The sequence below is a fragment of the Rhodococcus sp. AB351 genome, assembly GCF_049538275.1.
Classification (GTDB): domain Bacteria; phylum Actinomycetota; class Actinomycetes; order Mycobacteriales; family Mycobacteriaceae; genus Rhodococcus.
Map to the genome: position 1 here is coordinate 129,908 of NZ_JBMVFW010000002.1, position 26,909 is coordinate 156,816.

General features: G+C 69.9%; 24 protein-coding genes. 7 read left to right on the plus strand and 17 right to left on the minus strand.

The window, feature by feature from the left end:
* The first annotated feature begins 32 nt into the window (after positions 1-32).
* The 3 genes from ACPCXD_RS06640 (at position 33) to ACPCXD_RS06650 (ending at position 2,696) form a co-directional block, all read left to right on the plus strand.
* Entirely contained in the window at positions 33-908 is an 876-nt protein-coding gene (locus tag ACPCXD_RS06640) for a peptidylprolyl isomerase (protein ID WP_423658986.1), read from the plus strand.
* Positions 908-1,690, plus strand: a complete 783-nt coding sequence (locus tag ACPCXD_RS06645; RefSeq protein WP_423658987.1) for a peptidylprolyl isomerase — start codon at positions 908-910, stop codon at positions 1,688-1,690. Before ACPCXD_RS06640 ends, ACPCXD_RS06645 begins: the two co-directional genes overlap by 1 nt.
* A gap of 208 nt (positions 1,691-1,898) precedes the next feature.
* Positions 1,899-2,696 (plus strand): peptidylprolyl isomerase, encoded by a 798-nt coding sequence (locus ACPCXD_RS06650; RefSeq protein WP_423658989.1) that lies wholly within the window; start codon positions 1,899-1,901, stop codon positions 2,694-2,696.
* Between the two features lie 22 nt (positions 2,697-2,718).
* On the opposite strand, the gene ACPCXD_RS06655 is transcribed toward ACPCXD_RS06650, so the two are convergent.
* From ACPCXD_RS06655 to tesB, 12 genes are all read right to left on the minus strand, one after another.
* Positions 2,719-5,031, minus strand: a complete 2,313-nt coding sequence (locus ACPCXD_RS06655) for a RelA/SpoT family protein (RefSeq protein WP_423658991.1) — start codon at positions 5,029-5,031, stop codon at positions 2,719-2,721.
* 104 nt (positions 5,032-5,135) lie between these two features.
* The gene (locus ACPCXD_RS06660) at positions 5,136-5,693 is read right to left on the minus strand and encodes an adenine phosphoribosyltransferase (RefSeq protein ID WP_016694929.1); all 558 of its coding nucleotides are present in this window, start codon (positions 5,691-5,693) and stop codon (positions 5,136-5,138) included.
* On the minus strand, positions 5,690-7,441 hold the full coding sequence (locus ACPCXD_RS06665; RefSeq protein ID WP_160876022.1) for an ABC transporter substrate-binding protein: 1,752 nt from the start codon (positions 7,439-7,441) through the stop codon (positions 5,690-5,692). The genes ACPCXD_RS06660 and ACPCXD_RS06665 overlap by 4 nt, the downstream gene beginning before the upstream one ends.
* A gap of 1 nt (position 7,442) precedes the next feature.
* Positions 7,443-8,645, minus strand: coding sequence for a protein translocase subunit SecF (gene secF / locus ACPCXD_RS06670; RefSeq protein ID WP_423658994.1), 1,203 nt, complete (start codon positions 8,643-8,645; stop codon positions 7,443-7,445).
* Positions 8,646-8,647: 2 nt separating this feature from the next.
* Positions 8,648-10,423 carry a protein translocase subunit SecD gene (secD, locus tag ACPCXD_RS06675; protein WP_229567993.1) on the minus strand — a complete coding sequence of 592 codons (1,776 nt, stop codon included), beginning with the start codon at positions 10,421-10,423 and terminating at the stop codon, positions 8,648-8,650.
* 110 nt (positions 10,424-10,533) lie between these two features.
* Entirely contained in the window at positions 10,534-10,863 is a 330-nt protein-coding gene (gene yajC, locus ACPCXD_RS06680) for a preprotein translocase subunit YajC (RefSeq protein WP_016694925.1), read from the minus strand.
* A gap of 147 nt (positions 10,864-11,010) precedes the next feature.
* Entirely contained in the window at positions 11,011-12,180 is a 1,170-nt protein-coding gene (ruvB, locus tag ACPCXD_RS06685) for a Holliday junction branch migration DNA helicase RuvB (protein ID WP_016694923.1), read from the minus strand.
* Entirely contained in the window at positions 12,177-12,773 is a 597-nt protein-coding gene (ruvA, locus tag ACPCXD_RS06690) for a Holliday junction branch migration protein RuvA (protein WP_016694922.1), read from the minus strand. Before ruvA ends, ruvB begins: the two co-directional genes overlap by 4 nt.
* Entirely contained in the window at positions 12,770-13,348 is a 579-nt protein-coding gene (gene ruvC / locus ACPCXD_RS06695) for a crossover junction endodeoxyribonuclease RuvC (RefSeq protein WP_026061730.1), read from the minus strand. The genes ruvA and ruvC overlap by 4 nt, the downstream gene beginning before the upstream one ends.
* Positions 13,349-13,544: 196 nt before the next feature.
* The gene (locus ACPCXD_RS06700; RefSeq protein ID WP_088898171.1) at positions 13,545-14,297 is read right to left on the minus strand and encodes a YebC/PmpR family DNA-binding transcriptional regulator; all 753 of its coding nucleotides are present in this window, start codon (positions 14,295-14,297) and stop codon (positions 13,545-13,547) included.
* Positions 14,298-14,435: 138 nt separating this feature from the next.
* On the minus strand, positions 14,436-15,047 hold the full coding sequence (pdxT, locus tag ACPCXD_RS06705; protein WP_088898172.1) for a pyridoxal 5'-phosphate synthase glutaminase subunit PdxT: 612 nt from the start codon (positions 15,045-15,047) through the stop codon (positions 14,436-14,438).
* Between the two features lie 76 nt (positions 15,048-15,123).
* Positions 15,124-15,948, minus strand: coding sequence for an acyl-CoA thioesterase II (tesB, locus tag ACPCXD_RS06710; protein WP_016694918.1), 825 nt, complete (start codon positions 15,946-15,948; stop codon positions 15,124-15,126).
* 142 nt (positions 15,949-16,090) lie between these two features.
* Here tesB and ACPCXD_RS06715 point away from each other — a divergent pair, with 142 nt between their 5' ends.
* Both ACPCXD_RS06715 and ACPCXD_RS06720 read left to right on the plus strand, forming a co-directional pair.
* Positions 16,091-16,912, plus strand: a complete 822-nt coding sequence (locus tag ACPCXD_RS06715; RefSeq protein WP_229567992.1) for an alpha/beta fold hydrolase — start codon at positions 16,091-16,093, stop codon at positions 16,910-16,912.
* Positions 16,909-18,105 carry a SpoIIE family protein phosphatase gene (locus tag ACPCXD_RS06720; RefSeq protein ID WP_229567990.1) on the plus strand — a complete coding sequence of 399 codons (1,197 nt, stop codon included), beginning with the start codon at positions 16,909-16,911 and terminating at the stop codon, positions 18,103-18,105. The genes ACPCXD_RS06715 and ACPCXD_RS06720 overlap by 4 nt, the downstream gene beginning before the upstream one ends.
* A gap of 5 nt (positions 18,106-18,110) precedes the next feature.
* Here the strand turns inward: ACPCXD_RS06720 and pdxS are convergent, their stop codons facing one another.
* Positions 18,111-19,013, minus strand: coding sequence for a pyridoxal 5'-phosphate synthase lyase subunit PdxS (gene pdxS, locus ACPCXD_RS06725; protein ID WP_059381317.1), 903 nt, complete (start codon positions 19,011-19,013; stop codon positions 18,111-18,113).
* 378 nt (positions 19,014-19,391) lie between these two features.
* Here pdxS and ACPCXD_RS06730 point away from each other — a divergent pair, with 378 nt between their 5' ends.
* Together ACPCXD_RS06730 and ACPCXD_RS06735 are read left to right on the plus strand one after the other, a co-directional pair.
* Positions 19,392-21,158 (plus strand): ABC transporter ATP-binding protein, encoded by a 1,767-nt coding sequence (locus ACPCXD_RS06730; protein ID WP_423658998.1) that lies wholly within the window; start codon positions 19,392-19,394, stop codon positions 21,156-21,158.
* Positions 21,155-22,987 (plus strand): ABC transporter ATP-binding protein, encoded by a 1,833-nt coding sequence (locus ACPCXD_RS06735; RefSeq protein WP_229567986.1) that lies wholly within the window; start codon positions 21,155-21,157, stop codon positions 22,985-22,987. Before ACPCXD_RS06730 ends, ACPCXD_RS06735 begins: the two co-directional genes overlap by 4 nt.
* A gap of 16 nt (positions 22,988-23,003) precedes the next feature.
* Here ACPCXD_RS06735 and ACPCXD_RS06740 read toward each other — a convergent pair whose 3' ends face one another.
* The 4 genes from ACPCXD_RS06740 to pgsA are packed head-to-tail and all read right to left on the minus strand — an operon-like array spanning position 23,004 to position 26,799.
* Entirely contained in the window at positions 23,004-24,104 is a 1,101-nt protein-coding gene (locus tag ACPCXD_RS06740; protein ID WP_423659001.1) for an NUDIX domain-containing protein, read from the minus strand.
* A complete protein-coding gene (locus ACPCXD_RS06745) occupies positions 24,101-25,228 on the minus strand; it encodes a glycosyltransferase family 4 protein (RefSeq protein WP_016694911.1) in 1,128 nt (375 codons plus the stop codon). Before ACPCXD_RS06745 ends, ACPCXD_RS06740 begins: the two co-directional genes overlap by 4 nt.
* Positions 25,229-26,131: a phosphatidylinositol mannoside acyltransferase gene (locus ACPCXD_RS06750; protein ID WP_160876014.1), complete on the minus strand. Its 903-nt coding sequence runs from the start codon at positions 26,129-26,131 to the stop codon at positions 25,229-25,231.
* Positions 26,128-26,799: a phosphatidylinositol phosphate synthase gene (gene pgsA, locus ACPCXD_RS06755; protein ID WP_160876013.1), complete on the minus strand. Its 672-nt coding sequence runs from the start codon at positions 26,797-26,799 to the stop codon at positions 26,128-26,130. The genes ACPCXD_RS06750 and pgsA overlap by 4 nt, the downstream gene beginning before the upstream one ends.
* Positions 26,800-26,909 lie beyond the last annotated feature (110 nt).

Consider the following 26,909-nt stretch of genomic DNA (forward strand, 5'->3'; position numbering starts at 1 on the left):
CCACATCGATCGTTCACGGGAGGACTACTGCAGTGCCGAGCAACGCACAACGGCGCCAGGCCGCGAAACGCAAACTCGAACGGCAGCTCGAGCGTCGAGCCGAACGCGAGCGCAAGCGGCGCCGCATGACGATCGCGCTGTCCGCGCTCGCAGTGATCGTGGTCGTCGGTGCGGGTGTTGCTCTGTGGGCGGTCGACCGGGGCGACGACACGGCCACCGAGGCGGCGTCGAACGACACCTCGGGTTCGGAAATGGAGTACGCCGCGCTCCCCGAGGGCCGGTCCGAGCCGTTGCCCGAGACGGTGAACTGCTCCTACCCCGCGGACGGCCGCGAACCGTCGAAGCCGGCGGAGCCGCCGCGCACCGAGGGCATCCGCACCACCGGCGAGGGCAACACGGACATCAGCGTCAGCGTGGAGACGAGCCAGGGGAACATCGGCCTGATCCTGCACAACGACGATTCGCCGTGCACCGTCAACAGCTTCCTGTCGCTCGCCTCGCAGAACTTCTTCGACGAGACGGCCTGCCATCGGCTCACCACCTCGCCGTCCCTGCAGGTCCTGCAGTGCGGCGACCCGTCGGGTAGCGGGTCGGGCGGGCCGGGTTACCAGTTCGCGAACGAGTTCCCCACCGACCAGTTCGCCGCCGACGATCCAGCGGCGCAGGAACCGATGACCTATCCGCGCGGCACGCTCGCGATGGCCAACGCCGGCCCGGACACCAACGGCAGCCAGTTCTTCCTGGTGTACGGCGATTCGGTGCTGCCGCCGCAGTACACCGTCTTCGGCACGATCGACGAGACCGGTCTCGCGACCCTCGACAAGATCGCCGCGGCCGGTGTCGCAGGCGGAGCCGCCGACGGTGCCCCCGCGCTGGAGACCACCCTCACGTCGGTCAGGATGGACTGATGATCCGATTGCGCACCACCCTCGCCGCCGGCGCCGGGCTGGCACTCCTGCTCACGGGATGCTCCGACGACACGTCCACCGACAGCGCCGCGACCTCCTCGGCACCGGCCTCCGTCGCCGACCGGGAGTCCCCCGCCTACACGGGCGAACTGCCGGAGCGACCCGCCGGTGGCGATCCCGTCTCGTGCACCTACAACGCCTCGGGCGACGCCGCCCGCGACGTGACCTCCCCGTCCGCGGACGACGTCTCCGCCACCGGCACCACCGCCGCGCAGATCACCACCAGCGTCGGCGAGATCGGCGTGGAGCTCGACCGGGCCGCGGCGCCGTGCACGGTCAACAGCTTCGTGTCCCTCGCGGAGCAGGGCTACTTCGACGACACGCCCTGCCACCGTCTGGTGACCTCGCCGGGTCTGCAGGTGCTGCAGTGCGGCGACCCGACGGGCACCGGCACGGGCGGTCCGGGTTACGGCTTCGACACCGAGTACCCGGAGAACGTGTACGCACCCGGCGACGCCCAGCTGCGCCAGCCGGTGATCTACCCGCGCGGCACGGTCGCGATGGCCAACACCGGCCGGCCCGGCAGCAACGGCAGCCAGTTCTTCCTGGTCTACGAGGATTCGCAGCTTCCCCCCACCTACACGGTCTTCGGGACGGTCGACGAGGCCGGACTCACCGTGATCGAGGAGGTCGCGGCGGAGGGCGACGACGGATCGATGGCGGCCGGCGGCGGTGCCCCCAACCGCGCGGTGCAGATCGAGTCGGTGACCGTCGGGTCCTGACACCCCTCGCACGCAGCGCACGCACGTCCCGCCCCGGATCCCGGGGCGGGCCGTCGTGCCTTCGGGACTCCGACGGCGCGGATACTGCCGGCCGGTACGAGATCCGCTGGACCACACCACCTCACGGGGTGATCTCGGGGGTGATTGTTCACCGATCCACCCTCGGCCCCTATCGGTTCGTGCAGGGTTCCGATAGCGTCCCGATGCTGTGATCCACACCACCGAGCAGCGGTTCGCGTCCCGGCTCCGTACCGTTGTTCCGCTCTGTCTCGTCGCCGTCGCAGTGTTGCTCGGCGGCTGTGCGCAGGACGCCGGTTCCGAAACCACGAAGGTCACCGAGGTCGCCCAGCCACGGTCCGCTCCCCCACGCGATCTGTCGATCTACCGCGGGCTCCCCGAGGTCTCGGCCCAACCGGAACCGACGGTGACATGCGAGTACGTCGACAGGGGTGGTACTCGTCCCCCGTCCACCGCATCGACCGTGGGCATCGTCGACCTGACACTCGAGACGTCGATCGGCGCGATCCCGCTCGTGCTCGACCGGACCCAGGCTCCGTGCACCGTCAACAGCTTCGTCGACCTCGCGCGTCGCGGGTTCTACGACGGCACCTCCTGCCACCGTCTCGCAACCGATCCGGGCGGTGAGCTCTACCAGTGCGGCGATCCCACGGGGACGGGATCCGGCGGGCCCGGCTACACGTTCGCGGACGAGTACCCGGTACCGCAGTTCGCGGCGGAGGCGGCGACGTCCTACCTCCCGCCGGCGGTGCTGTATCCACGCGGCACGGTCGCGATGGCCAACGCCGGGGTGGAGAACAGCAACGGCAGCCAGTTCTTCCTGCTGCTCGGAGATTCGCTGTTGCGACCGGACTTCACGGCCTTCGGCCGCATCGCCGATGCCGGGATGCCGGTGCTCGACGCGGCCGCCGCGGACGGGCACGACGGGTCCAGCCCGCTCGGGGGCGGCGTACCCACGACGCCCGTCGTGATCGGAGCCGTGCGGTGACGGAGCGACCCGACCGCCGCGATCAGGCTGCCGAGGTCACCCGGTAGACGTCGTAGACGCCCTCGACGTTGCGGACGACGTTGAGCACGTGCCCGAGATGCTTCGGATCGCCCATCTCGAAGGTGAACCGGCTCACCGCGACCCGGTCGCCCGTGGTCGTCACCGAGGCCGACAGGATGTTGACCTTCTCGTCGGCGAGCGCCTTCGTGACGTCCGACAGCAGGCGGTGCCGATCGAGCGCCTCGATCTGGATCGCGACGAGGAAGACCGACGACGGCGAGGGCGCCCACTGCACCTCGATGATGCGCTCCGACTGCTCCCGCAGCGACCCGGCGTTGGTGCAGTCGGTGCGGTGCACGCTCACCGCTCCGGTGCGGGTCACGAAGCCCATGATCTCGTCGCCGGGGACGGGCGTGCAGCACTTGGCGAGCTTCGAGACCGTGCCCGGTGCGCCCGGCACGAGGACACCGGAGTCGCCGCTGTGCCGCGAGCGGGTGGGGATGGTCGACGGGGTGGACCGCTCGGCCAGCTCCTCCTCGACGCCACCGACCCCACCGAGCAGCGCGACCAGCCGTTGCACGACGTGGTGCGCCGAGACGTGGTGCTCACCGACGGCGGTGTACAGCGCCGAGACGTCGGCGTAGCGCAGTTCCTTGGCGACCGCGACCATCAGGTCGGCGTTCATCAGTCGCTGCAGCGGCAGGCCGACGCGGCGGACCTCCTTCGCGATGGCGTCCTTGCCGGATTCGAGGGCCTCCTCGCGACGCTCCTTGGCGAACCATTGCCGGATCTTCGCCTTGGCGCGGGGTGAGACGACGAACGACTGCCAGTCGCGGCTCGGGCCGGCGTTGGGGTCCTTGGAGGTGAAGACCTCCACGACCTCGCCGTTCTCGAGCTTGCGTTCGAGAGCGACGAGGCGGCCGTTGACGCGGGCTCCGATGCAGCGGTGCCCGACCTCGGTGTGCACGGCGTACGCGAAGTCCACGGGCGTCGAGCCGGAGGGCAGGGTGATCACGTCGCCCTTCGGCGTGAAGACGAAGATCTCCTTGACCGCCAGGTCGTAGCGGAGCGATTCGAGGAACTCCCCCGGGTCGGCCGCTTCCCGCTGCCAGTCGAGGAGCTGCCGCATCCAGGCCATGTCGTCGAGCTCGGCGACATCACCCGAGTGGCGTCCCTTGGTCTCCTTGTACCGCCAGTGCGCGGCGATGCCGAACTCGGCGGTGCGGTGCATCTCGTGTGTGCGGATCTGCACCTCGAGCGGCTTGCCCTCGGGACCGATGACGGTGGTGTGCAGCGACTGGTAGACGCCGTAGCGGGGCTGGGCGATGTAGTCCTTGAACCGTCCCGCCATGGGCTGCCACAGCGAGTGCACGACACCGACAGCCGCGTAGCAGTCGCGGATCTCGTTGCACAGGATGCGCACGCCGACCAGGTCGTGGATGTCGTCGAAGTCGCGGCCCTTGACGATCATCTTCTGGTAGATCGACCAGTAGTGCTTGGGCCGGCCCTCGACGACCGCGTCGATCCGCGACGCCGCGAGCGTCCGGCCGATCTCGTCGCGGACGGTGGCCAGGTAAGTGTCGCGCGACGGTGCGCGGGTCGCGACGAGCCGGACGATCTCCTCGTACTTCTTCGGGTGGAGGATCGCGAACGCGAGGTCCTCGAGCTCCCACTTGACCGTCGCCATACCGAGACGGTGGGCCAGCGGCGCGATGACCTCGAGGGTCTCGCGTGCCTTGCGGGCCTGCTTCTCGGGAGGCAGGAAGCGCATGGTCCGCATGTTGTGCAGGCGGTCGGCGACCTTGATGACGAGCACCCTGGGGTCGCGCGCCATCGCGATGATCATCTTGCGGATGGTCTCGCCCTCGGCGGCCGAACCGAGCACGACCTTGTCGAGTTTGGTGACGCCGTCGACGAGATGCGCGACCTCTTCACCGAACTCGGCGGTGAGCTGCTCGAGCGTGTACCCGGTGTCCTCGACGGTGTCGTGGAGCAGTGCCGCGACGAGGGTCGTGGTGTCCATGCCGAGTTCGGCGAGGATCGTGGCGACCGCCAGCGGGTGGGTGATGTACGGATCGCCGGACTTGCGCTTCTGGCTCGCGTGCCGCTCCTCGGCGACGTCGTACGCGCGCTGCAGCTGCGAGAGGTCGGCCTTGGGGTACAGCTCGCGGTGGATGGTGACCAGCGGCTCGAGGACAGGCTTGAGGCTGGTGCCGCGCTGACCGGTGATGCGTCGCGCCAGGCGGGCGCGCACCCGCCTCGACGCGGAGGTCGATGCCGGTGTGGGTGTCGGGTTCTGACCGGAATTGTGGGACCAATCGAGATTCTGGGTCATGCCTCCACCTCCCGTCGCGGCTGCGAACCCGGTTCGTCACCGATGCGCATGTCCGGACCGTACGGGCCCGGCGGGTTCACCGGCACCTGTGGCAACTCTATCTCTCAGATCCGCACGAGAGACGTGAGCGGGTACTTCTGCAGTCGCGCCCGGCCACCGAGGGCTTCGATCTCGGTGACGACGGTGATCCCGACGACCTCGGCACCGACACGTTCGAGCAGTTCGACGGTCGCGGCGAGGGTTCCACCGGTCGCGAGGACGTCGTCCACGACGAGGACCTTGCGGCCCTGCAGGGCCATCCAGTCGCCCGGGATCTCGATCGCGGCGGTGCCGTATTCGAGGCTGTATTCGCAGGTCTGGACGGGCGGCGGGAGCTTACCCGCCTTGCGGACGGCGAGCACGCCCACGCCGAGGGTGCGGGCGATGCCGCCGCCGAGGAGGAAGCCGCGCGCATCGATACCAGCGACGAGTTCGGCGTCGGGTGCCGCGGACGCCAGCGCCGCGATGACGGCCGAGAAGGACGGTCCGTCGGCGAAGACGGGCGTCAGGTCGGCGAAACGGACACCCGCGGTCGGGAAGTCGTCGACCCATCGGGTGTGTTCGGCCACGGCCACGGCAGCTTCCTCGACGAGCCGCGGGTCGCCGATCCGTTGAGCGTTCATCCTCCGAGTATCCACCGGTCCATGTTCCAGCCCGCACCCGCGGTCGTCGGATTGGGCACCCCGGCATGCATTCCCGCCGCGAACCCGATCGTGCGGGGCTGCGCGAACAGGGGCAGGGTGGGGATGTCGCCCCACAGGATGCGTTCGGCCTCGGTCGCGAGTCCGGCGATGGCCGCGTTGTCCTTCGCCACGAGCAGACCGTCGAGCAGTTCGTCGACGCGTCCGATCGAATAGCCGCCGACGTTGCTGCCGGTGCCGGAGTGCAGCGAGCCGCGGGCGTCCTCCATGTCGGCGGCACCACCGGCACCGGCCGCCGTGGCCGTCCCCACGAGGATCGCGTCGACCTCCCCCGCCGTCAGCTGCGACGGCGTGAAGGTGTCGGAGCCCGCGTCGACGATCTCGATGCCCGCCTCCCGGCAGGACTCGCCGATCAGCTCGACGGTGCGCGCGCGACGCTCGTCCGGTCCGAGATAGCCGATGCGGACCTGCATGCGGTCCTGACCGGAGGCCTCACGTTCGGAACGCGCGGCGTCGATGTCGACCTCGGCGTAACGTTCGGCGGTCTGCGCGGTCTGCGGGTACAACGGCGAGTCGGGCGCCAGGAGCCGCGAGGTGACGGGGCCCGTGACGCCGTTCGACTCGTCGGATGCGCCCAGTTCGTCGAACAACTGTGTCCTGGGCGTGCACAGGGCGACGGCGCGACGCGCCGCCGGGTCCTGGAAGACACCGCTCGTGGCGAACACCAGTTGTTCGAGGTTGCGTGAGACGACGGTGGAGACGTCGGCGCCGTCACCGAGGTTGCTGTGGCCGACGGATCCCTCGGCCACGTCGACGACGTGGATGCGGCCGTCCTCCGCGGCCGCGGACGTGTCGGTGCCGCGCGGCCAGACGACGATGCGGTCGGTGCCCGGGGCGTTCCCCCACCACCGCTCGTTCGCGACGAGTGTCAGGCCGTCCTCGGCGGTGTACGACTCGATGCGGTACGGACCCGAGGACGGGAACAGCGCCGGATCGATCTCGCCCGGGGTGAGGGTCCAGCCGGTGTTCCAGAACTCCGCGATGCGCCGGACGGCCTCGGTGTCGTTCGACGTGATCGCCCCGACCAGGTCGGGGACACCCGACCTGTCCGCCGCCACGTGGGCCGGCATCAGTTCGGTGGCACCGAACAACGCCTTCCAGTTCGTGTCCTCACGGCCGGGCCGGAAGACGACGGTGGCCTCCTTCGACCCCGCCTGACAGTCGACCCGGTCGATGTCGGCGTAACCACCGCGGTGGGCGGCGTCGAACAGCGGGACCTGCTCGCCGGACTCGTCGGGTGCGGTGAAGCGTCCGCTCGACGCGGCCCAGGCGAGGACGAGGTCGTCGCAGGACATGGGTACGCCGTCGGAGTAGACCGCATCCGGCGACAGGCGGTACTGCACGGTCAGGCCCTCACCGGGCACGACCGAGGCGGTGCCGATGTCGGTGTCCGCGACCACCCGGCCCGACGGGCCGACGTAGCCGAAGCCCGGCAGCACCCGGGCGAACGCCTGGCGTGCGCCGGAGGCGGCGCCGTCGACGGTGTTGGCGTTGTAGGTCGTCACCGTGTTGTCGATCGCGTACCCGATCGAGTGCACCGGTTCCTCGTCCGTGCCACAGGCCACGGTGGAGAACGCGAGTGTCGAGGCGACCGCCGCGCACGCGAAGAGTGTGCCGCGGCGCCTCGGCGACCGCCTTGTGGTCGGGTCGTTCCGCTCGCTCACCGCCATGTCAGGACCTTCTCTTGCCGCGCTTTCCGGTGGGTCGCGCTCCGGGGGCGGGGCCGCGACGGACCGTCGCCCGGTCGGGCAGGGCTCCGGCCCCCTGGACCGTCGGCACCACCTTCGCGTCGACCACGTCGGCCGACTGCGATCCGGCTGTCGCCCCGGCCTTCGCTGCGCGGGCGGCGGCCTCCTCCCGCTTGGCGAGCACCTTCCGGGTGTGCTTCGCGACCGGACCACGCCATTCCTCGAGCGTAACCAGCAACGGGGTCGCGAAGAAGATCGACGAGAAGGTACCGACGACGATGCCGACGAGCTGGACGAGGGCGAGGTCCTTGAGCGTGCCCACCCCGAGGAGCCACACCGCGACCACCATGAGCGCGAGCACCGGCAGCACCGAGATGATCGTGGTGTTGATCGAACGCATGAGGGTCTGGTTGACGGCGAGGTTGGCCTGCTCGGCGTAGGTGCGGCGGTGCAGGTGCAGGATGCCGCGGGTGTTCTCCTCGACCTTGTCGAAGACCACGACCGTGTCGTACAGCGAGAAGCCGAGGATGGTGAGCAGACCGATGACGGTCGCAGGGCTGACCTCGAAGCCGACGAGGGCGTAGATACCCGCTGTCACGATGATGTCGAAGAACAGGGCCGCGATCGCTGCGATCGCCATGTTCCGCTGGTATCGGATCGTGATGTAGATGCTGACGATGACGAGGAAGACCACCAGCGCGATGAGCGCCTTGTTGGTGATCTGGCTTCCCCACGTCTCGCTGACGTCGGCGACGCTGATCGCGTTGCGGGACGGCTCACCGTCCGGCCCCGCGGGCTGGAACTCCTCGAACAGTGCGGTCTGCAGCTCGGCGACCTGATCGCCGTCGAGGGTCTCCGACCGGATCTGGACGGTCGCACCGTCGCCGGCACCGACGGTCTGCACCGCTTCGGGTTCGAAACCGATCGTGTCGCTGAAAACGGTTTCGACGTCGTCGACGGAGACACCGGCCACTGCCGGCATCTGGATGCGGGTGCCGCCCTCGAAGTCGATACCCCAGCTGAATCCGCGCAGCAGCATGCTGAGCAGGGCGATCAGCACGATCACCGCGGTGACGATGTACCACCGCTTGCGGCGGCCGACGATCTCGAAGGCACCCGTGCCGGTGTACAGGCGGGACAGCAGACCGTGCTGCGGTATGGCCGTCGTCGTGGTCGTGTCGGTCATCGTCACGCCTCCTTCGCAGCGGTCGCGGCAACGAGGCGACGCTCGTCGGCCACCTGCTGGATCGCGCCCAGACCGTTCACACTCGGCTTGGACCAGAACTTCGACTTCGAGGCCAGGAACACCAGCGGCCAGGTCACGAGGAACACCACGACGACGTCGAGGATCGTGGTGAGGCCGAGGGTGAACGCGAAGCCACGGACCTGACCGACGGCCAGGACGTAGAGCACGGCGGCGGCGATGAAACTGACCGCGTTACCGGAAAGGATGGTCCGGCGGGCACGGGCCCAACCGCGCGGCACGGCGGAACGGAAACTTCGTCCCTCGCGGATCTCGTCCTTGATCCGTTCGAAGAAGACGACGAACGAGTCGGCGGTCATGCCGATACCGATGATGAGACCGGCGACGCCGGCGAGGTCGAGCGTGAACCCGATGTATCGGCCGAGCAGCACCATGACCGCGTAGACCGCCAGACCCGACAGGACGAGCGACAGTGCGGTGAGCAGTCCGAGCATCCGGTAGTAGGCGAGGCAGAAGATCAGCACGAGGGCCAGGCCCACCGCACCGGCGATCAGGCCGGCCTCGAGCGAGGCCAGACCCAGTGTCGCGGAGACGGTCTCGGCTTCGGACGCGACGAACGACAGCGGGAGCGAGCCGTACTTGAGGGTGTTCGCGAGCTCGGCGGCCTGCGTGTTCGTGAACTGGCCGGTGATCGAGGTGGCGCTGCCGGCGGGGGTGGCGCCCTGGATCACCGGGGCGCTGACGACCTTCGAGTCGAGCACGAAGGCGGCCTGCTGACCGATGTTCGCGGCGGTGAACTGCGCCCAGGTGTTGCTGCCCTCGCTGTCGAAGGTCAGGCTGACCTCGTAGCGCGATTGCTGCTGGTTGAAGCCGGAGGTGGCGTCGTCGATCTGCTGGCCGTCGATGATGCTCGGGCCGAGCAGGTAGATCGCGGTGCCGTCCGTGGAGCACGCGACGAGCGGAAGCGCCGGGTCGTCGTTGCCTGCGAGCGGGTCGGCCGCGGAGCAGTCGAGCGCGAGAGCTGCGGCCTGCTGCACCGCGGGGTCCTCGCTCTGGCGGGTGGCCTTGGCCGCGGCGATGTCGGCGGCCGCCTGTTCCTGCGGGGTGAGCGAGCCGTCGTTCTCGGGAGCCTCGGGTGCTCCGGTCGGCTCGGTCGGAGCCTCGGGCGTCTCGGCCGGTTCCGGGGCATCGGTGGGCGCGGTGGGATCCTGCGCCGGGAACGGACGTCCCTGCGGTTCGGGCGCATCGGCGGGCGGAGCCTGGTCGGCCGGTGCGGGTTCGCCGGGTGCCGGTTCGGCAGGGGCCGGTTCTGCGGGCAGCCCGCCCTCGGGCGTACCGGCGCCGGGCTGCTCGGCGAGATCCTCGGCGGTCATGTTCGCGTCGATCGGTCCCCCGATCACCGGCCTGATGTACAGACGGGCGGTCTGGCCCAGCGTCCTGGCCTGGGAGCTGTCCTCACCCGGGACGGTGATCACGAGGTTGTCGCCCTCGACGATCACTTCCGAACCCGAGACACCGAGGCCGTTGACGCGGGTCTCGATGATCTGCTGGGCCTGGCGGAGGCTGTCCGGACTCGGGCTGCTCCCGTCGGGGGTTCGCGCGGTGAGGGTGACGCGGGTGCCACCCTGCAGGTCGATGCCCAGCTTCGGGGTGGGCGACTTGTCCCCGGTGAAGAAGACCAGTGCATACAACGCGGCGAGAATCACCCCGAACAGGGCGAGAGCGCGCACGGGATGCACCGATCCGTTGGAAGGTGCCACGGTCTGTCAGTCTCCTCGATGCGAGTGAGTGGTGGTCGGGTGCAGTCGCGCGGCGCTCGGCACCGGCACCGGAGACTCCGGTGCCGAAACCGTGCGTCGCGAATCGGCTGTCAGTACTCGGTCGGACGTCCCTCCGGCGGGGTCGCATCGTCGTCCTTGCGGAGCAGATCCGGATCCTGCGGGGTCTCGGTCTCGACGCGCTCCCGGATGACCAGACGCGACCAGGTCGTGACGACACCCGGCGCGATCTCGAGATCGACGGTGTCGTCGGCGAGGGCGGCCACCGTGGCGTGCAGACCCGCGGTGGTCATCACGCGGTCGCCGATGCGCAGGGAGTCCTGCAGCGCCGTCACCTTCTGCATCTCCTTCTTCTGACGCCGCACGCCCAGGAAGGTCGGGACGAGCAGTGCCAGGATCAGGAGAGGGAAGAGCAGTTCCATCGTTGAAGTCAGTCCTCGGTCGTTGTCGGTGGGTGGTGACGCGGGCGACACCAGCGGGTCGTGGTGGCGCATGCGGCACCACGACGTCGGGATCGGCCTCCACGGACCGACGCAGTAGACCAGTGTGCCATTCCCCGGGCGAGGGTCCTACCGCCGTACGTCCGGATCGTCCGGGTCGGACGGATCGACACCGCCCTCGAGGGTCGTGTCGGGGTCGTCCTCGAACAGCTCGAGCTGGGGTTCGCGCGCACGCACCTCGATGCCCCCGGTGGCGGCCTCCGGCGGCGGGGTGAGGCCGAGCTGCAACCAGGCGGCCTGCGTGGCCACACGTCCGCGCGGAGTGCGCGCGACCATGCCGGCACGGACCAGGAACGGCTCGCACACCTCCTCGACGGTGGCGGGCTCCTCCCCCACTGCCACGGCGAGTGTCGACACGCCGACCGGGCCGCCACCGAAACTGCGGACGAGTGCGCCGAGGACGGCGCGGTCGAGACGATCGAGACCGATCGGGTCGACGTCGTACACCTCGAGCGCGGCCTGGGCGACGGCCCGGGTCACGACACCGTCGGCCCGCACGTCGGCGTAGTCGCGGACGCGGCGCAGCAACCGGTTGGCGATACGCGGCGTGCCGCGGGAGCGACCGGCGATCTCCGCAGCGGCGTCGTCGCGCAGATCGATCCCGAGGATCGACGCGGAGCGGTGCAGGATCCGCTGCAGTTCGGGAGGCTCGTAGAAGTCCATGTGCGCGGTGAAACCGAACCGGTCGCGCAGCGGGCCGGTGAGGGCGCCGGAACGGGTGGTCGCGCCGACGAGGGTGAAGGGTGCGACCTCGAGCGGGATGGACGTCGCGCCGGGCCCCTTGCCCACCACGACGTCGACGCGGAAGTCCTCCATCGCGAGGTACAGCATCTCCTCGGCCGGTCGGGCGATGCGGTGGATCTCGTCGATGAACAGCACGTCGCCCTCGGCGAGGTTCGACAGCATCGCGGCGAGATCGCCAGCCCGTTCGAGCGCGGGACCGGAGGTGAGTCGCAGCGACGTGCCGAGTTCGGCGGCGATGATCATCGCCATCGACGTCTTGCCGAGACCGGGCGGGCCGGACAGGAGGATGTGGTCGGGAGTGCCGCCGCGAAGTTTCGCTCCTCGCAGGACGAGCTGCAGCTGCTCGCGGACCCGCGGTTGCCCGATGAAATCGTCGAGACTGGTCGGGCGCAGGCTGGTCTCGATGTCGCTGTCGGAGGGCAGGTGCTCCGCCGTGACGGGCGACCGATCACGGTCGGCCGCTGCAGCATCGAACTCACGGTACTCGTCGGTCACCGCGACCTACCCAGCAGCTTGAGCGCCGAGCGCAGTGCCGTCGAGACGTCGGCCCCCGGATCCTCGGTGAGAACCTTGTCGGCGGCAGGTTCGGCCTGACGCGGCGTGAATCCGAGGCCGACCAGCGCCTCGACGATCTGGTCGCGCAGCGGCGAGGCTCCGGCCGCGACGGGCGACCCTCCGGTCGCACCGAAGGCCGCGACCTTGTCGCGCAGTTCGACGATCATGCGTTCGGCGCCGCGCTTGCCGATCCCGGGCACCCGCGTCAGCGCTGCGGTGTTGCCGTCGGCGAGAGCCGCACGCAAGGCATCGGGTTCGAGGACGGCGAGCGTGGCCATGGCGAGCCGGGGGCCGACGCCGCTGACCGTCTGCAGCAGACCGAACAGCTCGCGCGCCTCCGCGTCCACGAAGCCGTACAGCGTCATGGAGTCCTCGCGGACGATCATCGCGGTGGCGAGTCTGGCCTGCTCGCCGCGCCGGAGACCGGCGAGGGTCGCGGGTGTGGTGTTGATCCGGTAGCCGATCCCACCCGCCTCGATCACCACGTGGTCGAGGGCTATGTCGAGTACCTCGCCGTGTACCGAGGCGATCACCGGCTACCTGCCTTCCGTGCGGCCGACTGTTCGCGCAGCCGCTCCTCGTAGCGTTTCTTCTGCTGGGCGGCCGCAGCTTCGGCGGCCGCAAGTCTGGCGATCAGCGGGGCCCGCCAACAATGTGCGACGGCCAGCGCGAGCGCGTCGGCGGCGTCGGCGGGCTTCGGCGCGGCGTCGAGCTTGAGGATGCGGGTGATCATCGTGGTCACCTGCTTCTTGTCGGCCGTGCCACTGCCGGTGACCGCGGCCTTCACCTCGCTCGGCGTGTGGAACATGACCGGGATCGAGCGACGCGCCGCGGCCAGGGCCACGACACCGCCGGCCTGCGCGGTGCCCATCGCGGTGCGCACGTTGTGCTGGGAGAACACGCGCTCGATCGCGACGACGTCGGGCTCGTAGCGGTCCATCCATTCCTCGACCGAGTCGGACACCTTGAGGAGCCGGTGCTCGAGGTCGAGGTCGGGCGAGGTGCGGATGACCCCGACGGCGACGGGGATCACGTCGCGTCCGCGTCCTGTGTCGACCATCCCCAGACCACAGCGGGTCAGACCGGGGTCGACACCCATCACGCGCACCCGACTCACCTCTCGACACCCGAATACGGCCGGTTTCCGACACATCCGACGGACCCGACCCCGCTCCGCACGATTGCGAACGCCTGTTCGAGAGCATAGCGGCCGGGGTCGGGTGCCGGGAGACCGACACGCGACCCCGGCCGCTGTGACAAGTACGACGAGCGTCGCTCGGGGACGAGTACGACGAGAGCGTCGCTCAGGCGTCGAGTTCGGCGAGCACGTCGTCGGAGATGTCGACGTTCGTGTAGACGTTCTGCACGTCGTCGCAGTCCTCGAGCGCGTCGACCAGCTTCATGACCTTGCGCGCGCCCTCGGCGTCGACGGGCACCTCGACCGAGGCCCGGAAGTCGGGGTCGGCCGAGTCGTAGTCGATGCCGGCGTCGACGAGCGCCGTACGCACGGCGATCAGGTCGGACGCCTCGGAGACGATCTCGAAGGAGTCGCCGAGATCGTTGATCTCCTCGGCGCCCGCTTCGAGGACGACCTCGAGGATCTCGTCCTCGGAGCGGCCGTTCTTCTCGAGCACGACGACACCCTTGCGGGTGAACAGGTAGGCGACCGAACCCGGATCGGCCATGTTGCCGCCGTTGCGGGTCATCGCCGTGCGGACCTCACCGGCGGCGCGGTTGCGGTTGTCGGTCAGGCACTCGATGAGCAGCGCGACACCGTTGGGGCCGTAGCCCTCGTAGGTGATGTTCTGCCAGTCGGCACCGCCGGCTTCCTCACCGGCGCCGCGCTTGCGGGCACGCTCGATGTTGTCGTTCGGGACCGAGCTCTTCTTCGCCTTCTGGATGGCGTCGAACAGGGTCGGGTTACCCGCCGGGTCGCCACCGCCGGTCCGAGCCGCCACCTCGATGTTCTTGATGAGCTTCGCGAACATCTTGCCGCGCTTGGCGTCGATGACCGCCTTCTTGTGCTTGGTGGTGGCCCATTTGGAGTGGCCGCTCATTCGCTTCGAGCCCCTTCCGGCGAAGTGTGGTCGGCGTCAACCGACAGGTCGGAGCGTCGATTCTACTCGCTCCCGCTGTGGGTCACCGCACGGTGGCCGTGTCGTCATGTCGCCGAGGTCGTCGGGCGCACTCCGCGGTCAGGTGGCCGAACGCACGGTCTCCACGAACAACCGGTGCACGCGATGGTCGCCGGTGATCTCGGGATGGAAGGAGGTCGCGATCACCGCACCCTGCCGCACCGCGACCACCCGGCCCGCCGCCGGCCCGTCCGGCACCGTGGCCAGGACCTCGACGTCGGGCCCGACCTCCTCCACCCAGGGTGCGCGGATGAACACCGCGCGCACCGGTCCGTCGTCGAGGCCGGTCAGCGGCAGGTCGGTCTCGAACGAGTCGACCTGACGGCCGAACGCGTTGCGGCGCACCACGATATCGAGGGCGTCGAGGTGCTCGGCGTCCTCGGTGGTGTCGAGCACCCGGGAGGCGAGCAGGATCATGCCGGCGCACGAACCGTAGGCGGGCAGGCCCGCCTTCAACCGGCTCCGCAACGGCTCGAGCAGATCGAACACGCGTAACAGCCGGCTGACGGTCGTGGACTCGCCGCCGGGGAGGGCGATGCCGTCGACCTCGTCGAGTTCGCGCTCGCGCCGCACCGCGATCGTCCGCGCACCCGCCGCCTCGAGAGCACTGCGGTGTTCGCGGACGTCGCCCTGCAGTGCCAGGACGCCGATCGTGGGGGAAGAAGTGGTCACCGTTGCCTGCCTGTCCGTCCGGGGTCGCCGGTGTGCAGGCACTCCGTGAGGGCGTCCTCGTCGGGGACGCCCTCGTTCAGGACTCGCGCAGGTACCGCGTGAGTCCTTCCTGCACCACCGCCGCGACCATGTTGCCGTTGCGATCGAAGATCCGCCCCTGGGTCAGTGCGCGCCCCAGCCCGGCGGAGGGTGACGTCTGGTCGTAGAGCAGCCAGTCGTCGGCGCGGAACGGCCGCAGGAACCACATCGCGTGGTCCAGGGATGCGCCCTGCGTCCGTTCGTCGTCGTGGCCGACACTCGCCGAGCCGAGCAACGTCATGTCGCTCATGTACGCGAGCGTGCACACGTGGAAGACCGGGTCGTCGGGGAGGATCTCGCGGGACTTGAACCACAGCTGCTGCTGTGCGGCCATCCTGCTCGACGAGTCCATCCGGTCGCGGGGAACGAACCGGAAGTCCCACTCGGCCCATTCCTTCTTCGCCCACAGCAGGGTTGCGTCGTCGACCACGGTCTCCGGATCGGGCAGTTCCTCCGGAGCCGGCACGCGCGGCATCGTGTCCTGGTGCTCGATCCCCTCGTCGCGCACGTGGAACGACGCCGACATGGTGAAGATCGCCTTGCCGTCCTGGACGGCCGTCACGCGCCGGGTGCAGAAGGAGCGGCCGTCGCGGATCCGGTCGACGAGATAGACGATCTGCATCGTCGGGTTCCCCGGCCGGAGGAAGTAGCCGTGCAGCGAGTGGACCCCGAAGTCGGGATCGACGGTGCGGACCGCCGATACGAGCGCCTGACCGGCGACCTGACCACCGAACGTCCGCGGCAGCAACGTCTCCGTCGCGATACCCCGGAAGATGTCGTTCTCGATCTGTTCGAGCGCCAGGATCTGCTCGATCTTCGCCATGGGAACTCCTTCTGTGCACCGTACGCAAGAAGGCTAGCTGCACGGACGTGTACCGAACGCCGTGTCCCCGGGAAGTGGTGGGAGAACCGGGATCGCTATCGGGTACCGAATGTGACACCCTCGGGAGAACGGAGGGGGTGCAATGCGACAAGTCACCGATGTGGTGCGCAGGAACAGCGTGACGATCACGGGCAACCGACAGGGCCCGGTGGTCGTCCTCGCGCACGGTTTCGGCTGCGACCAGCACCTGTGGCGCCTGGTGATCCCGCTGCTCGAACCCGACTTCACCGTGGTGCGGTTCGACCACGTCGGCTCCGGGCGCTCCGATGCGACCGCCTGGGATCCCCAGCGCTATTCGCGGATGGAGACCTACGCCGACGACGTCGTGGACCTGTGCCGGAGCCTGGATCTCGGGCCGGTGCTCTTCGTCGGCCACTCGGTGAGCGCGTCGATCGGTGTCCTCGCGGCGGCCGCTGCCCCGGAGGTCTTCTCCGGTCTCGTGCTGCTCGCGCCGTCCCCGTGCTTCATCGACGATCCGGCCACCGGTTACCGAGGTGGGTTCAGCGCCGACGACATCGACGAGCTGCTCGAATCCCTCGAGGCGAACTATCTGGGCTGGACCGAGTCGATGGCGCCGGTCATCATGGGCAATCCCGAGCGGCCGGAGCTCGGCGACGAACTCGCCGAGATCTTCTGCCGCGCGGATCCCGAGGTGGCGCGCGTCTTCGCCCGGGTGACCTTCCTGGCCGACAATCGCTCCGATCTGGCCGCGGTGTCGGTGCCCACGCTCGTCGCCCAGTGCGCCCACGATGCGATCGCTCCGCGCGAGGTCGGTGCCTTCGTTCACGAGCAGATCCCCGGGAGCGAACTCGTGACTCTGAACGCGACCGGCCACTGCCCGCAGCTCAGCGCACCCGAAGAGACAGCAGCCGCGATCGCGGCGTTCGCGCGCCGATCGGGGTGACGGCGACGACCGATCGGACCCTCGATCCCCGTATCCGACACGGCGATGCGCTGTACGACAACGCGCCGTGCGGATTCCTGACGACGCTCCCGGACGGACGGATCACGGAGGTGAACCGGACGTTGACGGACTGGCTCGGGTTCCCGAGCGACGAACTGGTCGGCAAGCGGTACTTCTCGGACCTGCTCAGCGTGGGCGGCCGTATCTACCACGAGACCCATTACGCGCCGCTCCTGCTCATGCACGGGCAGATCAACGGGATCGCTCTCGAACTCGTCCGTGCCGACCGGACCCGGCTTCCGGTCCTGGCCGCCTCGGTGGTCGAGCCGGACGCCGAGGGCAGGCCCGCGCTGATCCGCACGATGCTGTTCGATGCGCGCGAGCGCCGCGCCTACGAGACGGAACTGCTCCGTGCCCGTCGCGAGGCGGAACTCGAGCGTGAGCGGCTCCGCAAGATCAACGCCACGCTCCAGGCGACCCTGCTTCCACCGAGCCTGCCCGCGGTACCGGGACTCGAGGTCGACGCGTACTACCACATCGCGTCCCCCGACGAGGTCGGCGGCGACTTCTACGACCTGTTCCCCGCGCGCGCCGGCACGTGGGGGCTGTTCCTCGGCGATGTGTGCGGAAAGGGCGCTCGCGCAGCGGCGGTGACGTCGATCGTCCGCTACACGCTGCGCGCCGCGGCGGTCTACGAGACGTTCCCGTCCGCGGCGCTCAGGACGCTCAACACCACCCTGCTCGACGAACGCGACAGCGAGACGCGAGCTCCCTTCTGCACGCTCACCTTCGGCACGGTCGCGCCCGATCCGGACACCGGACGGGTCGACATCCGTCTCGCCTCGGGTGGGCATCCGCCGCCGCTTCTCGTGCGCGCGAACGGCAACGTCGACTATCTCCCCACGATCGGCGGACAGCTGATCGGAATGCTGCCCACGCCGCGGCTCGTCGAGCACACCTTCGCGCTGCGCCCCGGCGACACGCTGCTGCTGTACACCGACGGGGTGACCGAGGCCCTCGTCTCCGGCGAGACCCGCGAACGCTTCGGGGAGGACCGCCTCCTCGACCACGTCCGCGCATCGAAGCCGACGAGCGCGGCGGAAGCGGTCGGAGCCGTCCGCGAGGCGCTCGCGACGCTCGGGGCGGGCGTGCAGGACGACGTCGCCCTGCTCGCCCTGCACGCACCCCGGTAGAGCGGTCACCAGCCGCGTTCGGCGAGCCGGTGCGGCTGCGGGATCTCGTCGACGTTGATACCGACCATCGCCTCGCCGAGGCCGCGCGAGACCTTCGCGAGCACGTCGGGATCGTCGTGGAAGGTGGTGGCCTTGACGATCGCGGCCGCACGCTGGGCGGGGTTGCCCGACTTGAAGATTCCGGATCCGACGAACACGCCCTCGGCGCCGAGCTGCATCATCATCGCCGCGTCGGCGGGGGTGGCGATGCCACCGGCGGTGAAGAGGGTGACGGGCAGCTTGCCGGCGCGGGCGACCTCGACGACGAGGTCGTAGGGGGCCTGCAGTTCCTTGGCGGCGACGTAGAGCTCGTCCTCGGGAAGCGAGGTCAGGCGCCGGATCTCCTGGCGGATCCGACGCATGTGGGTCGTGGCGTTCGAGACGTCGCCGGTGCCGGCCTCGCCCTTGGAGCGGATCATCGCCGCGCCCTCGTTGATACGGCGCAGTGCCTCACCGAGATTCGTTGCGCCGCACACGAACGGCACGGTGAACGCGAACTTGTCGATGTGGTTCTCGTAGTCGGCGGGGGTGAGCACCTCCGACTCGTCGATGTAGTCGACCCCGAGAGCCTGCAGGATCTGCGCCTCGACGAAGTGGCCGATGCGCGCCTTGGCCATGACGGGGATCGAGACGGCCTCGATGATGCCGTCGATCATGTCGGGATCGCTCATGCGCGACACGCCGCCCTGCGCGCGGATGTCCGCGGGCACGCGTTCGAGGGCCATGACCGCCACCGCGCCGGCGTCCTCGGCGATCTTCGCCTGTTCGGGGGTCACCACGTCCATGATCACCCCGCCCTTGAGCATCTCGGCCATGCCGCGCTTGACGCGGGCGGTGCCGGTGACGGGGGCGGTATCGGGGCTGGTCACGATGGGGATTCCTCCTCGGTGGACGGATCGGCGAGTACTGCCGGCGCACGGGGCGACGGGCAGCGGACCCCAGCCTAGGGCCGTATCCGAGCCACCCCCATAGCCAGTTGACAACAACTGGACTGCATGCTGCCGGTCCACTCCCCCGGCCGGGCTCCGGAGGTTTCGATCACGCCGACTCGAACCGTCGCCCGGATCGTTGCCGATGCTCATGATGGGAGGGATGTGCGCCCACGGCCGTGGGCGCACTCCGCCGTTTCACCTCGAGGGTTCACGCGGATGTCCGGGAACCGACGAAAGGCTGGGATGCCCGTGGCACCGAACCGCCCTGTTGCTCGTGAACCGCTCCGCGGAGCCACCTTCCGGGCAGGAATCGCGATGATGGTCGAGGACTGTCGCCGATTCCCCGTCCCCGCGGCGGTCGCGATCGGCGCGAGCATCGCCAACGGCCTGTGCACGGTACTGTTCGCCGACGTGATCGGCTCGGCCACCGACGATCTCGTCCTCGGGAGCTTCGAACGCGGCGAGCTGTCCACCGGCGTCGCCGTGGCAACGGCCCTCGCGTTGATCGGCGTCGCCCTGTTGCGCGTCCTGAGCATCGTGACCCGCACGTTCGCGGGAGGCACCGTCCAGTTCCGCGGACTGGCCCGCACGCGCACGCGCCTGGCCGATCACTATCTCGATTCCGGATCGCGCTGGCACCGAGGTCATCCCACCGGTCGCCTGCTCGCCCATGCCGTCTCCGACGCCGACTCCGCCCACGCCCCGATGCAGCACTTCCCGTTCGCGGTCGGCATGACCGGCATGCTCCTGGCGGTGCTCGTCCAGGTCTTCCGCACGGACACCCGGCTCGGTGTGATCGCGGCCGTGCTCATCCCCGCGCTCATCGCGACGAACGTGGTCTACCAACGGGTCCTGTCGCCGCGCGCCCGGCAGGTGCAGTCGCGCCGCGCCGAGGTCGCCGCGCTCGCGCACGAGGCGATCGCCGGCGCCCAGGTCATCCGCACGCTCGGAGCGACCGACGACGAGACGCGGCGATTCGCCGGCGCCGCACACGAACTCGCGAGGGCCAATCGGTCCGCGGGTCGTGTCGGGGCGATCTTCGACCCGCTCATCGAACTGACCCCGTCGTTCGCGGTCCTCGTGGTCCTGCTCGTGGGCGTGGTGCGGATCGAGGCCGGTGCGGTGACCATCGGCGCTCTGGTCTCGGTCGTCTACCTGCTGCTCACCATGGTCATGCCGCTCGGTGTCATCGGCCGCTTCCTCGCCGTCCTGCCGGCCGGTGTCGTCGGTCGCCGCCGCGTCGAGACGGTACTGGCCGAGGCCGAACCGGAGCCGTCCGGCTCGGCCTCCGTCCCCCACTCGGCCGCTCCGGCCCGTCTGCGCGCCGATGCCGTCTCCTACCGCTTCGCCGACGCCGACCGGCCCGCCGTCGACTCGGTCGACCTGGATCTGCGCCCGGGACGCATCGTGGCGCTCGTCGGGCGCAACGGTTCCGGCAAGTCCACCCTCGTCGCGCTGCTCACTCGTCTGTTCCCGCCCACCTCGGGCACCGTGACCCTCGACGACGTCGACCTGGCCACGACACCACCCGGTCACACGGCACGACACGTCGCTCTCGTCACCCAGACCCCGTTCGTCTTCGCCGGATCCGTGCGCGACAACCTCACCCTGTGGGACGACGGGATCGACGAGGCAACGGTCCGTCGCGCGCTCGCGCTCGCCGAGGCCGGCTTCGTCGACGAACTGCCGGACGGTCTCGACACCGTGATCGGCGACGGTCACGCGCGGTTGTCCGGCGGCCAACGCCAGCGCATCGCCCTCGCTCGGGCACTCGTGCGGCGACCCCGTGTGTTCGTCCTCGACGACGCCACGTCCGCACTCGATCCCGCCGTGGAGCGTGCCGTCGTCGACAACCTGCGGGCGGAGTTCTCGCAGGGACGATCGGAGACCACGATCCTCGTCGTCGCACACCGTCCCGCGATGATCTCGCTCGCCGACGAGGTGGTCTTCGTCGATCAGGGCCAGGTGGTCGCGACCGGCACTCACGCCGGTCTCGCGGCATCGGTGCCCGCCTACCGCGACCTGGTGACGGCCTACGACGACAACGCACGCACGGCCGAACTCGAGGGGGCGACCCGATGACCGTGTCCCCCACCGCATCCGCACAACCGGACGCCGAAAGGATCGACACCGAACGACTCGGCACCGTCGCGTTGCTCCGCCGCGTCGCCCGGCTCGTCCCGTCGGTGCGGACCGGCCTGGCCGCCACCCTGGCGTTCGCCGCGCTCGCGGCGGTGGGACGCATCGTCGTTCCCGTCGTGGTGCAGTACACGATCGATCACGGTCTGCTCACCGCGGTCACCTCCGAGGAGCGCACCCGGATCGTCGTCCGGTGCGCGCTCCTGGGAATGGCGGCCGTGCTGGTCGCGGGCGTCGGCTCGTCGCTGATGAACCGTCGTCTGATCTCGACCGTCGAGGACGTCGTGTCCGCCCTGCGGACCCGGGTGCTCGACCACACCCTGCGGCTGCCTCCCACCCGTCTGGAATCCGGCGCGCAGGGCAGCTTCGTCGCCCGGAGCACCGACGACCTCGATGCGGTGACGGTGTTCGCCCAGGGTGGCGGCATGACCCTCGTCCAGAACCTGACCCAGATGACGATCGCGTTCCTCGTCATGGCGGTGTACTCGTGGCCGCTGGCGATCCTGGCGGCGCTGGTCGCGTGCGTCGTGCCGCTCGTCGGCCGCTACGTGCAGCGGATCATCGCGGGCCGGTTCGACGTGGTGCGCTCGCGGATCGGGCAGCTGTACGCGGCGTTCGCGGAGACCCTCACCGGGATCGACACGATCCGGGCCGCCGGCGCCGTCGAGCGGGTCCGGACCCGGTTGCATTCGCGGATCGATGCGACGGCGGACGCACAGGTCCGCACGCTGCTGCCGATGAGCGCCTCGTTCTCCGTCGGCCAGAGCATCGACACGCTCATCACGATCGCGGTGATGTGCGGCGGGGTCGCGCTCGGCCTCGGCACCTCCGGTGTGGGTTCGTCGATCACCGTGGGGACGGTGGTCGCCTTCGTCTTCCTCGTGACGTTCTTCGTGCGGCCTCTGCAGTTCGCCGTCAACACACTGGCCGACGCCAAGAACTCGGAGGCGGGACTGCGCCGGGTGCTCGCGATCCTCGACCTGGAGACCGACGCGGTCGCACAGGAGATCGCGACGCCGCTGCGACCCGGGATGTTCGACGTCGACATCGACGCCGTCGAGGTGGGCTACGTCCCCGGACGCCCGGTCCTGAGCGGGCTGGACCTGCGGATCGGTGCCGGGCAGCAGGTCGCGGTGGTGGGCGAGACCGGTTCGGGCAAGAGCACCTTCGCCAAGCTGCTCACCCGGCAACTGCACCCCACGACCGGTACCGTCCGCTTCGCCGGTGTCGACGTCGCGAGCATCGGCGACGAGTCGCTCGCCCGGCGTGTCGCCGTGGTCCCCCAGGATCCCTTCCTGTTCGATCGCAGCGTCCTCGAGAACATCGCCGTCGCCCGTCCGGGAGCCGACCGGCACGACGTCGAAGCGATCCTTGCCGAGCTGGGGCTCGACGACTGGGCCCGCGACCTGCCGCACGGCCTCGACACCCGCACCGGCCAGCGGGGTGAGGCGCTGTCGGTCGGCGAACGCCAGCTCGTCGCGCTGGCACGCACCGCGCTCGTCGACCCCGACCTGCTGGTCCTCGACGAGGCCACCAGCGGTGTCGATGCCGGAACCGACGTGCGCCTGCAAAGGGCGCTGACATCGATCGGACGTGGACGCACCACGGTGACGATCGCCCACCGCCTGCACAGTGCGCGGGTCGCCGATCGAATCCTGGTGTTCGACCGGGGCCGGATCGTCGAGGACGGCACGCACGACGAGCTGGTTGCCACGGGCAGGCTCTACGCCCGGCTGCAGGACGCCTGGTCGTTCCGGTCGACGCTCGTGTGAGGGGAGCGGCTCGGGCTCAGTGGATCGCGCGGATCTCCGGCTCGAGCCGGCGCATCGCAACCTGCCGCGCCTCGTCGAGCAGCTCGGGCAGATCGTGCGGGTAGACCGGGTTCCCGGACTGCACGAGCGCCTGCAGTTCGTCGTCGTCGAACCAGCGGTGTTCGAGGCGCATGCTCCGCTCGAGATCGGTGAAGCCGTCCGCTGCGGGTTCGAAGGACGGCACCCGCACCGCGAAGAACAGCTCCTCCGAGTGCAGGACCTCGCCGTTGAACGGGAAGACGGCCACGCGCCGCCACATCGGCCCACACAGGATGTCGCGCTCGACCCGCAGGCCGGTCTCCTCGGCGAGCTCGCGGAGCGCGGCCGACGCGAGGTCCTCGCCGGGTTCGACGGCGCCGCCGATCGTGAACCAGAAGTGCCGCTCGGGCACCGCCGGGTCGTGTCCGCGCAGCAGCAGGACCCGGCCGTCCTCGTCGAGCAGCACGACGCGGGCCGACGTGCGTGCCCGATCCGGCACCGGGGTGGTGCGCGCAACGGGAGCGGTGGCAGTGCCGGAGGCAGGGGTCGCGCTCGGAGAAGGAGCCGTGCCGGGAACGGCCGGAGACGCGGTGGCGACCGCACCCGCCCGCTCGGCGATCTCGAAGTAGGTGGGTAGCGGCGCGGTTCCCCCGAGGTGCAGCCAGCGGACCGGTCGTCGGGTGCGCAGCGCCAGGGTGTCGCGTACCGCGTCGTTGTGGAAGCGGCGGGCGATGAGCACGCGTGCCTCCGCATCGGCGAGTTCGGCCACGAGCTGGGGGCGCAGCCGGCCGGTCTCGAGGCGTGCCAGGGCAGCCGACAACGCGTTCTCGGCCTCCTCGCGCCGGTCGCGGTCGGCCCGCTCGGCGGTGTCGGCGAGCTGGGCGAGTGCGCGCCCCTCCGGGACGGGGATCGACGCGGCGATGCTCCGCACGACCACCGCGCGGCGCGCCAGGGCCGCATCGAGTGCCTGCCAGGACAGATCCGAGCGCACGTGGAGACGGTCGAGCCGGTTGGCAGTGGAATAGGCCCACACACCGATCGCCACGACCACGGCGGCGACCAGCGACAGGACGAGGATCGTCACCGCGCTGACGGTCACGACCGGACCTCCCGCACCGGGCCGGCACCGACGGTGACGGTCTCGTAGACCCGCAGGATCTGATCAGCGACCACCGGCCAGTCGTACGCCTCGACCACCGTGGATCCGAAGTCGACCAGCGCCTGCCGGCGGTCGTCGTCGTCGAGGACCTCGAGGATGCCACGTGCGAGCGCGTCGGCGTCGCCGACCGGGACGAGGACACCGGCCTGTCCGTCGCGCAACACACGGCGGAAGGCGTCGAGCTGGGAGGCGACGACCGCCGTCCCCGCCGCCATGGCCTCGACGAGCACGATGCCGAAACTCTCACCACCGAGGTTCGGCGCGCAGTACACGTCGGCGCTGCGCATCGCGGACGCCTTCTCGTCGTCGTCGACCTGCCCGAGCAAGCGCAGGTGCCGGAAGTAGCGCCCCGCCTCCTTCCGCAACCGCTCCTCGTCGCCGCGCCCCACCACGAGGATCTCGATGTCGGGATGCCGGGCGACGAGAGCCGGCAACGCTCCGAGCAGGACATCCATGCCCTTGCGGGATTCGTCGTACCGGCCGAGGAACAGCACCGTGCGGCCCGGTCGCGGGTAGCCCGGCAGCAGCGGGGCGTGCCGGAAGAACGGCACGTCGACACCGTTGGGGATCTCGACCGCGTCGGCGCCGAGAGAGGTGACCTGCCAGCGCCGGGCCAGCTCGGACACCGCGATCCGGCCGCTGATCTTCTCGAGATAGGGCTGCAGGACACCTTGGAAGGTGCTGAGCACCAGCGATTTCGTCGTCGACGTGTGGAAGGTCGCCACGATCGGCCCTTCCGCCACCTTGAGCGCGAGCATCGACAGGCTCGGCGCGTTCGGTTCGTGGATGTGGAGGACGTCGAAGTCGTTGTCGTTGATCCAGCGGCGGACCCGCGCGTAGGAGACGGGACCGAAACTCAGGCGCGCGACCGATCCGTTGTACGGAATGGCGACGGCGCGACCTGCGGAGACGACGAAGTCCGGCAGGGGCGTCGTCTCCGACGCGGGAGCGAGCACGCTCACCTCGTGCCCGCGGCCGATGAGGACCTCCGCGAGATCCACGACGTGTGCCTGTACTCCACCGGGAACGTCGAAGGAGTACGGGCAGACCATCCCGATCCTCACCTACGCCTCCATCCGGGCGCGGCGGGCCTCCGACAGGTCGTCGAGCCACAACGGTTGCAGCATGTGCCAGTCCTCGGGGTGGGCGGCGATGTTGGCGGCGAACCGGTCGGCGAGGGCCTGTGTGGCAGCGTCGATCCCGACGCTCACGTCGAGCTCCGGATCCACACGGAACCCCCAGCCGTCCTCGGTGAACCAGCAGTGCACCGGCAACAGTGCCGCACCGGTGTCGATGGCCAGTTTCGCCGGTCCGGCGGGCATGCGGGTCGGTTCGCCGAAGAAGGTGACCGGGACTCCCTTGCGAGCGAGGTCGCGTTCGCCGAGCAGGCACACGATCCGGTTGTCGCGCAACCGCGCGGCCAGCTCCCCGAACGGAGGTGTCTCCCCGCCGCTCGAGGGGAAGATCTCGAAACCGAGACCCTCGCGGTAGTCCACGAAACGGCGGTAGAGGGACTCGGGACGCAGGCGCTCGGCGACCGTGGTCAATCCGCCGAAGTAGCGGACGCACCACACGCCGGCGAGATCCCAGTTCCCACTGTGGGGCAGCGCCAGGATCGCGCCGCGACCGGCGGCGAGCGCCACCTCGATGTGCTCACGGCCCTCGATGGACGAATCGATCGACTTCGCGGTCGCGTCGAGATCCATCGACGGCAGGCGGAACGCCTCGCGCCAGTAGCGCGCGTAGGACCGGACCGACCGGCGGATCAGATCGTCGGGCACCTCGTCCGGCTGCACCCCGAGCACCCGCGCGAGGTTGCGGCGCAGTTGCTGCGGTCCGCCGCCACGGCGCGCCGCATAGTCGGCGCCGACGTCGAACAACCGTCGCGCGACGCCGTCGGGCAGTGCCCGGACCAGACGCCAGCCACCCGCGTACGCCAGATCGGACGCCTTCTCGCCGACACTCACTGCGCTCCCCCGTCGTCCCGGGTCTCCGTCGTCCCGCCTGCCGGGGGCGTGATGGGAAGCAGTTCGCGCGCACCCGCGGAGTTGCGGACGGCGAGAACCCGCTGGAAGACGGTGATCACCGATCCGACGACGAGCAGCCACATCGCGATGTGGATCGCCCAGTCGAGCCCGAGGCCGGTGAGACCGGCGCCCACAAGCACGATCACGAGCCGGTCGGGCCGCTCGATCAGACCACCGTCGGCGGACAGTCCGCTCGCCTCCGCCCGCGCCTTCGCGTACGAGATGACCTGCGACGTCACGAGACAGACGAGGGTGGCGACGAACAACGGGCGGCTCTGCTCGTGGTAGACGGCCCACCATGCCAGACCACCGAAGATCGCGCCGTCGGCGACCCGGTCGCAGGTCGCGTCGAGTACCGCTCCGAAGCGCGTTCCGCCACCGCGGGCCCGGGCCATGGCGCCGTCGAGCATGTCGAACATGACGAACAGCCAGATGACCATCGCACCCCAGAACAGGTGTCCCATGGGGAACAGGGTCACGGCGGCGGCGATCGTGGCGACGGTGCCGACGAGTGTGACGGCGTCCGGAGTCAGGCCGGTACGGATCAGCGCCTTGCCGAGCGGCGCGGTGACCTTCGACACCGACGCACGCCCGAAGAAGCTCAGCATCCCGCGACCCCTGTCTTCCTGTCCGACCGTTGTGTCCGGAATCCGATCCTGCCACGAATAGGGCCGGAAATGCGCAGTCGGCCCGCGGCGGATCGGCACGCGAACGACAC

Excerpts from the sequence above, each read along its gene's own strand:
- ACPCXD_RS06645 (WP_423658987.1), top strand. The coding sequence starts at position 908 with ATGATCCGATTGCGCACCACCCTCGCCGCCGGCGCCGGGCTGGCACTC.
- ACPCXD_RS06665 (WP_160876022.1), bottom strand. The coding sequence starts at position 7,441 with ATGGCGGTGAGCGAGCGGAACGACCCGACCACAAGGCGGTCGCCGAGG.
- ACPCXD_RS06735 (WP_229567986.1), top strand. The coding sequence starts at position 21,155 with ATGACCGTGTCCCCCACCGCATCCGCACAACCGGACGCCGAAAGGATC.
- ACPCXD_RS06655 (WP_423658991.1), bottom strand. The coding sequence starts at position 5,031 with ATGACCCAGAATCTCGATTGGTCCCACAATTCCGGTCAGAACCCGACA.
- ACPCXD_RS06730 (WP_423658998.1), top strand. The coding sequence starts at position 19,392 with ATGATGGTCGAGGACTGTCGCCGATTCCCCGTCCCCGCGGCGGTCGCG.
- ACPCXD_RS06700 (WP_088898171.1), bottom strand. The coding sequence starts at position 14,297 with ATGAGCGGCCACTCCAAATGGGCCACCACCAAGCACAAGAAGGCGGTC.
- tesB (WP_016694918.1), bottom strand. The coding sequence starts at position 15,948 with ATGGCGAAGATCGAGCAGATCCTGGCGCTCGAACAGATCGAGAACGAC.
- ACPCXD_RS06715 (WP_229567992.1), top strand. The coding sequence starts at position 16,091 with ATGCGACAAGTCACCGATGTGGTGCGCAGGAACAGCGTGACGATCACG.
- secF (WP_423658994.1), bottom strand. The coding sequence starts at position 8,645 with ATGACCGACACGACCACGACGACGGCCATACCGCAGCACGGTCTGCTG.
- yajC (WP_016694925.1), bottom strand. The coding sequence starts at position 10,863 with ATGGAACTGCTCTTCCCTCTCCTGATCCTGGCACTGCTCGTCCCGACC.
- ACPCXD_RS06660 (WP_016694929.1), bottom strand. The coding sequence starts at position 5,693 with ATGAACGCTCAACGGATCGGCGACCCGCGGCTCGTCGAGGAAGCTGCC.
- pgsA (WP_160876013.1), bottom strand. The coding sequence starts at position 26,799 with ATGCTGAGCTTCTTCGGGCGTGCGTCGGTGTCGAAGGTCACCGCGCCG.